At 69.8% G+C, this 5847-nt stretch carries 5 protein-coding genes and 1 pseudogene; all 6 read left to right on the forward strand.

The annotated features are described in order from the left end of the window. Window positions 1–150: 150 nt before the first annotated feature. Window positions 151–960 (forward strand): hypothetical protein, encoded by an 810-nt coding sequence (locus tag K6I33_RS30445; protein WP_229357774.1) that lies wholly within the window; start codon window positions 151–153, stop codon window positions 958–960. 47 nt (window positions 961–1007) lie between these two features. Beyond that, the gene (locus tag K6I33_RS30450; protein WP_229357775.1) at window positions 1008–1592 is read left to right on the forward strand and encodes a Uma2 family endonuclease; all 585 of its coding nucleotides are present in this window, start codon (window positions 1008–1010) and stop codon (window positions 1590–1592) included. Window positions 1593–1696: 104 nt separating this feature from the next. Further along, window positions 1697–2968 carry an aspartate kinase gene (locus K6I33_RS30455; RefSeq protein WP_229357776.1) on the forward strand — a complete coding sequence of 424 codons (1272 nt, stop codon included), beginning with the start codon at window positions 1697–1699 and terminating at the stop codon, window positions 2966–2968. Beyond that, window positions 2965–4092 (forward strand): aspartate-semialdehyde dehydrogenase, encoded by a 1128-nt coding sequence (locus tag K6I33_RS30460; RefSeq protein WP_229357777.1) that lies wholly within the window; start codon window positions 2965–2967, stop codon window positions 4090–4092. Before K6I33_RS30455 ends, K6I33_RS30460 begins: the two co-directional genes overlap by 4 nt. Before the next feature lie 324 nt (window positions 4093–4416). Then, window positions 4417–5214, forward strand: coding sequence for a SigE family RNA polymerase sigma factor (locus K6I33_RS30465; protein ID WP_374286169.1), 798 nt, complete (start codon window positions 4417–4419; stop codon window positions 5212–5214). A gap of 71 nt (window positions 5215–5285) precedes the next feature. After that, window positions 5286–5847 (forward strand): annotated as a pseudogene (locus K6I33_RS30470) (hypothetical protein); the annotation flags it as partial.

The following is a 5847-nucleotide window of genomic DNA, read 5'->3' on the forward strand; positions in this document are numbered from 1 at the left end:
CGCCCATACCACAAGTGTGGTGACTTGATGTGATCCGCTTGCGACGCGGAGTGCGGACGCTCTAACGTCCCCAACAACAGACGACCCCGGCCGGTGCTGGAACACCGATCCGGGGCCTGACCTGCTAGATCGAATCAGAGGCTTCGATCCATGGCTGTTGCCAATTCTAATGCCGTCCTGCCCACCCCCGCACACCCGATGGCCAATCCGGGCTACGGAAAGCGCGTCGCGCCCGACCAGGCGCCGCGCACCGCAGACGACTTCGCACATCTGCCCAGGCGCGAGGCATCGATCGCCGCGTTCATCGACCGGCTGCCCGAGGGCGCGGCGATGGACGCAAAAACACTCGCCAAGGTCCTGCCGGACTACGGCCAGCAGGCATGCCGCTCGGCGCTGCGATACCTGCGCGAGGCAGGGCACCTGCTCGTCCGGCCGGTCGTCGAGGCCACAGAAGCGGGCAAGCGCTGGGTGACGCGTACGTTCTTCTCACGCACCGCGCGCCCCGCCTCGTGGTGGGAACGGCTGCTGCGCGGCGACGTACCGACCGTAGAGCAACCGGAGCCGGAACCGGTGCCCGCGCCCGAGCGGGTACCGGAAGAACCCCGCCGCTCCCGCGCGTACCGCGCCCTCGCTTCTCTCGGTCGTGTCGACCCCAGACTGACGCTTTCCGCTGCCGAGTGCGCGGAACTGGAACCCCTCGCGGCGCAGTGGCTGGCGCTCGACACGACCCCCGAACAGTTGACGGCTGCGCTGACGACCGGCCTGCCGCAGCCGATCACGAGACCTGCCGGACTCATGCGCGAACGACTGGAGCGAAAAATGCCCCCCGTGCCCGCGAGATTCGCCCGTCCCTACTTCCCCGACCATCCCGGCGAGGGCCTGCCGCCCGACGAGGTCACTCGCCACGTCGACACCCTCCGCGCCGCCGCTGGCATCGCCCGTAAGGGCGGCGCATCATGACCGCGCCGCCCTTGGTGAGGGCACCATGGGAGGGAGGAGGCGACGCCATGACCCCCAGCACCGGTATGACCCCCCGGCCCCAGATGCCCGTCGAGGACTTCGAGGAGCTCGCTCGTACCGCGCCGGAGACCGTCCGGCTTGAGTTCATCAACGGGAAGGTAAAGGTCAAGCCGGTGCCAGATGGTAGCCACGGCGCGATCGCTGTGTGGCTGGCGAAGCAGTGCATGCAGCAGCGGCCGGATCTCTCGCTCTACCCCGAGCAGGGGTTGAAGGTGGGGACGTACCGCAAGGGTCGGGCGCGCACGGACGGTGCCCTTGTGCCTGATGACCACTTCGTCGGGCAGGGCGAGTGGGCGGAGCCCGACGGTGTGCTGATGACGGTCGAGATCACTTCACACGATTCCGACACCGATCGTCGCGATCGGTGGGAGAAGCGTGACGGGTATGCGGATGCGGACATCCCCGTGTATCTCCTCATCGACCGTGAGCGATGTGCGGTGACCGTGTACACGGATCCCGAGGCGGGTGAGTACCGCAGCGTCACTACGCGCCCATTTGGCGCGAGGGTCGAGATCCCTGCCCCCGTCAGCCTCGTTCTCGACACCGAGAAGCTGAAGGATTACGCGGACTGACGCCCCACGACCGGAAATCTCACCATGTGGGACCCCCCTGGCCGATTCCGATCGCTCGTTAGACTCGGACCCGACCGCATTACGTATAGCTGCGAGGAGCGCACGTGGGCCTTGTCGTGCAGAAGTACGGAGGCTCCTCCGTTGCCGATGCCGAGGGCATCAAGCGGGTCGCCAAGCGAATCGTGGAAGCCAAGAAGAACGGCCACCAGGTGGTCGTCGTGGTTTCCGCGATGGGCGACACGACGGACGAGTTGATCGATCTCGCCGGGCAGGTGTCGCCGATGCCCGCCGGGCGGGAGTTCGACATGCTGCTGACCGCCGGAGAGCGCATCTCCATGGCGCTGCTGGCGATGGCGATCAAAAACCTCGGCCATGAGGCGCAGTCCTTCACGGGCAGCCAGGCCGGTGTGATCACGGACGGGGCCCACAACAAAGCGCGCATCATCGATGTCACGCCGGGCCGGATCCAGCAGTCCGTCGACGCGGGCAATATCGCGATCGTGGCCGGCTTCCAGGGTGTGTCCGCGGACAAGAAGGACATCACCACCCTGGGCCGTGGCGGCAGCGACACGACGGCCGTCGCGCTGGCGGCCGCGCTGGACGCCGAGGTGTGCGAGATCTACACGGATGTCGACGGTGTGTTCACCGCCGACCCGCGGGTGGTGAAGAAGGCCCGCAAGATCGACTGGATCTCGTTCGAGGACATGCTGGAGCTGGCGAGCTCCGGCTCCAAGGTGCTGCTGCACCGCTGCGTCGAGTACGCACGCCGTTACAACATCCCGATCCACGTCCGGTCGTCCTTCTCGGGGCTGCCCGGCACCTGGGTCAGCAACGAACCGCAAGGGGACCAGCCGATGGAGCAGGCGATCATCTCGGGCGTCGCACACGACACCTCCGAGGCGAAGGTCACGGTCGTCGGGGTGCCGGACAAGCCGGGCGAGGCCGCGACGATCTTCCGCGCGATCGCGGACGCCGACATCAACATCGACATGGTCGTGCAGAACGTCTCCGCCGCGACGACGGGTCTGACCGACATCTCCTTCACCCTCCCGAAGACCGAGGGCCGCAAGGCGATCGAGGCGCTGGAGAAGACGAAGGCCGGCGTGGGCTTCGACTCGCTGCGCTACGACGACCAGATCGCGAAGATCTCGCTGGTCGGCGCGGGGATGAAGACGAACCCGGGTGTCACGGCGACGTTCTTCGAGGCCCTGTCCAACGCCGGGGTGAACATCGAGCTGATCTCGACGTCGGAGATCCGCATCTCGGTCGTCACGCGCGCCGACGATGTGCAGGACGCCGTGCGCGCCGTGCACACCGCGTTCGGCCTGGACAGCGAGAGTGACGAGGCCGTCGTCTACGGAGGCACCGGCCGATGACGGCCGCCGCCGCTCCCGGTGCCGCTGTGCGCGGTGCCGGGGCCGGCCGGGCCGGCCGGCCCACGCTCGCCGTCGTCGGCGCCACGGGCGCCGTCGGCGGAGTGATGCTGGAGATCCTTTCGCGGCACGCGGACATCTGGGGCGAGATCCGGCTGATCGCGTCCCCGCGCTCGGCCGGCCGGAAGCTGATCGTCCGGGGCGAGGAGACCGAGGTCGTCGCGCTGAGCGAGGAGGCGTTCGAGGGCGTCGCCGTCGCGATGTTCGACGTCCCCGCCGAGATCTCGGCGCGCTGGGCGCCGATCGCGGTGTCCAAGGGCGCGGTCGTGGTGGACAACTCCGCTGCTTTCCGGATGGACCCGGACGTACCGCTGGTGGTGCCCGAGGTGAACGCGCACGCCGCCCGGGTGCGGCCGCGCGGGATCATCGCCAACCCCGGCTGCGCGACCCTGGCGATGATCGTCGCGGTGGGCGCGCTGCACTCCGCGTTCGGGCTGAGCGAGCTGATCGTCTCCACGTACGAGGCGGCCTCCGGCGCGGGCCGGGCCGGGGCGGACACCCTCCGGGCGCAGCTCACGGCCGTGGCCGGTACGGAGCTGGGGACGCACCCCGGTGACCTGCGGCGCGCGGTGGGGGACGGCACGGGCCCGTTCCCGGCGCCGGTGGCGCTGAACGTGGTGCCGTGGGTGGGGTCGTACGACAGCGCCTCCGCCGTTGACCGGGCCGGCTGGTCCTCCGCCGAGCTGGCGATACGCGACCAGAGCCGCAAGATCCTGGGACTGCCGGGGCTACGGGTGACCGCGACCTGCGTCCGCGTGCCCGTGATCACGACCCACTCGCTGAGCGTCCACGCGCGCTTCGAGAACGAGGTGACCGTGGAGCGGGCGCACGAGGTGCTGGCCAACGCTCCGGGCGTGGTGCTGTGCGACAGCCCCGCCGAAGGGGAGTACCCCACTCCGGCGGACGCGGTCGGCACGGATCCGGCGTGGATCGGAAGGGTACGACGGTCACCGGATGACCCGAGGGCGCTCGATTTCTTCGTCTGCGCGGACAATCTGCGCAAGGGCGCGGCCCTGAACACGGCACAGATCGCGGAATGCGTGGCGGCCGAGCTTACTGCTCCGTAATACTGGGTGGACGGGCTGGGGAAGGTGTGAAGGTCCTGTGATCAACTCGTTGGTCCGGACCTCTTGAACTGGGCGAACGATCTGTTCGACGATTCGCTCCCCGCCCACCGCAACCGCGCCCTGGGCGGGGGTCGTCTTTGTCGCCGTCTTCAGTGACGGTGCCGGGACACGGGGCATGAACCGGGGCATTGAGGAAGAGCTGGTACGCATGAGGGCATATGGCGCTTCGTCATGCGGCGCGTCATCCGGCGCGTCCCATGGCGCGTCGTCGATCGCGATGCCTGGCGCGTACAACCCTGACGGGGGGAAGCGTGTCCAACAGGCGTGGCAGAGGTCATCAGCATCGCAACGGTACCGAGGCGCGGCAGTGCCCCGGTGCGCTCGCGTTCCGCAGCGCCGGGCGGTATGCCGGTGATCGCTCCCTGGTCGGCCGCCCGCCCCGGGCAGCTTCCGCCGCAGGTCCCCGCACAGCCCTCCGCGACGTCCGCGCAGCCCGCCCCGGTCGCGCAGCTCGCGCCGATCACGCCGATCTCCTCGGCGCTCTCGCCACAGGCGTCGCCGCAGACGTCCCCACAGCTGTCCCCACAGCCGTCGGCGCGGCCGGGGGACGCTGACGAGGCGATGGCTGAGGGCACCACAGTCGACCATCTCACCGAGACCTACCGGGCCCACTACCGGTCGCTGCTCGGCCTCGCCGCCCTGCTCCTCGACGACACCGCCTCCTGCGAGGACGTGGTGCAGGAAGCCTTCATCCGGGTGCACTCGGCCCGCAACCGCGTCCGCGAACCGGAGAAGACCCTCGCCTACCTGCGGCAGACTGTCGTCAATCTTTCCCGTTCCGCGCTCCGGCGCCGCATCCTCGGGCTGAAGCTGCTGTCCAAGCCGATGCCCGACATGGCGAGCGCGGAGGAGGGCGCGTACGAACAGCTGGAGCGGGACCAATTGATCAAAGCGATGCGAGGACTGCAGCGCCGCCAGCGCGAGGTCCTCGTCCTGCGCTACTTCGCCGACATGACCGAGGCCCAGGTCGCCGAGACCCTCGGGCTCTCCCTGGGCTCGGTCAAGGCGTACGGCTCGCGGGGCATCGCGGCACTCCGGATCGCCATGGAGGCACCGGTATGAGCCACCAGCACTTCCCGCACTCCCCGGAAGGGCGTGATAAGCCGGAATCCTCCGGCCCGCGCGCGCACGACATGACACACGACACGAACGACGCGAACCACTCCGGCGCCGCGAACCCGGGGGGCGACTCGCTCGGCTCGCCGGACTCGCTCGGCTCACTCGATTCGCTGGGCTCACTCGACTCACTCGGCTCGCTGGACGAGCAGGCGCTGCGCCGCCTGCTGCACGGCGCGGTCGGCGACATCGAGCCCTCGCCCGACGCGCTGGAGCACCTCCACCGTGCCGTACCCGCCCGGCGCACCCGTCGCCGGCAGGCCATCGTCGGCGCCGCCGCCGCGGTGATCCTCGGCGCGACAGCGCTGCCCGCCCTCATCCACGTCGCCACGACCGCGAGCACCACGGACGACCGCGCGACCAACGCGGCCAGCACCCGCCAGCGCACCCACGAGCTCACGGGCGGGCAGCATGGCGCCGACGGCGACGAGGGGGAGCCGGAGCGCGGCCACAGCAGCGCCCAACCGGACGAGCGGAAGAAGGACGAGGAGAAGAAGCGCGAGGAGGAGCGGAAGAAGGACGGCGGCAGCGCCACCGGCCCGGCCGGCTCCATCACCGGCACCGCCCCCGCCCCGGGGC

The organism is Streptomyces sp. UNOB3_S3 (assembly GCF_020740895.1).
Taxonomy (GTDB): domain Bacteria; phylum Actinomycetota; class Actinomycetes; order Streptomycetales; family Streptomycetaceae; genus Streptomyces.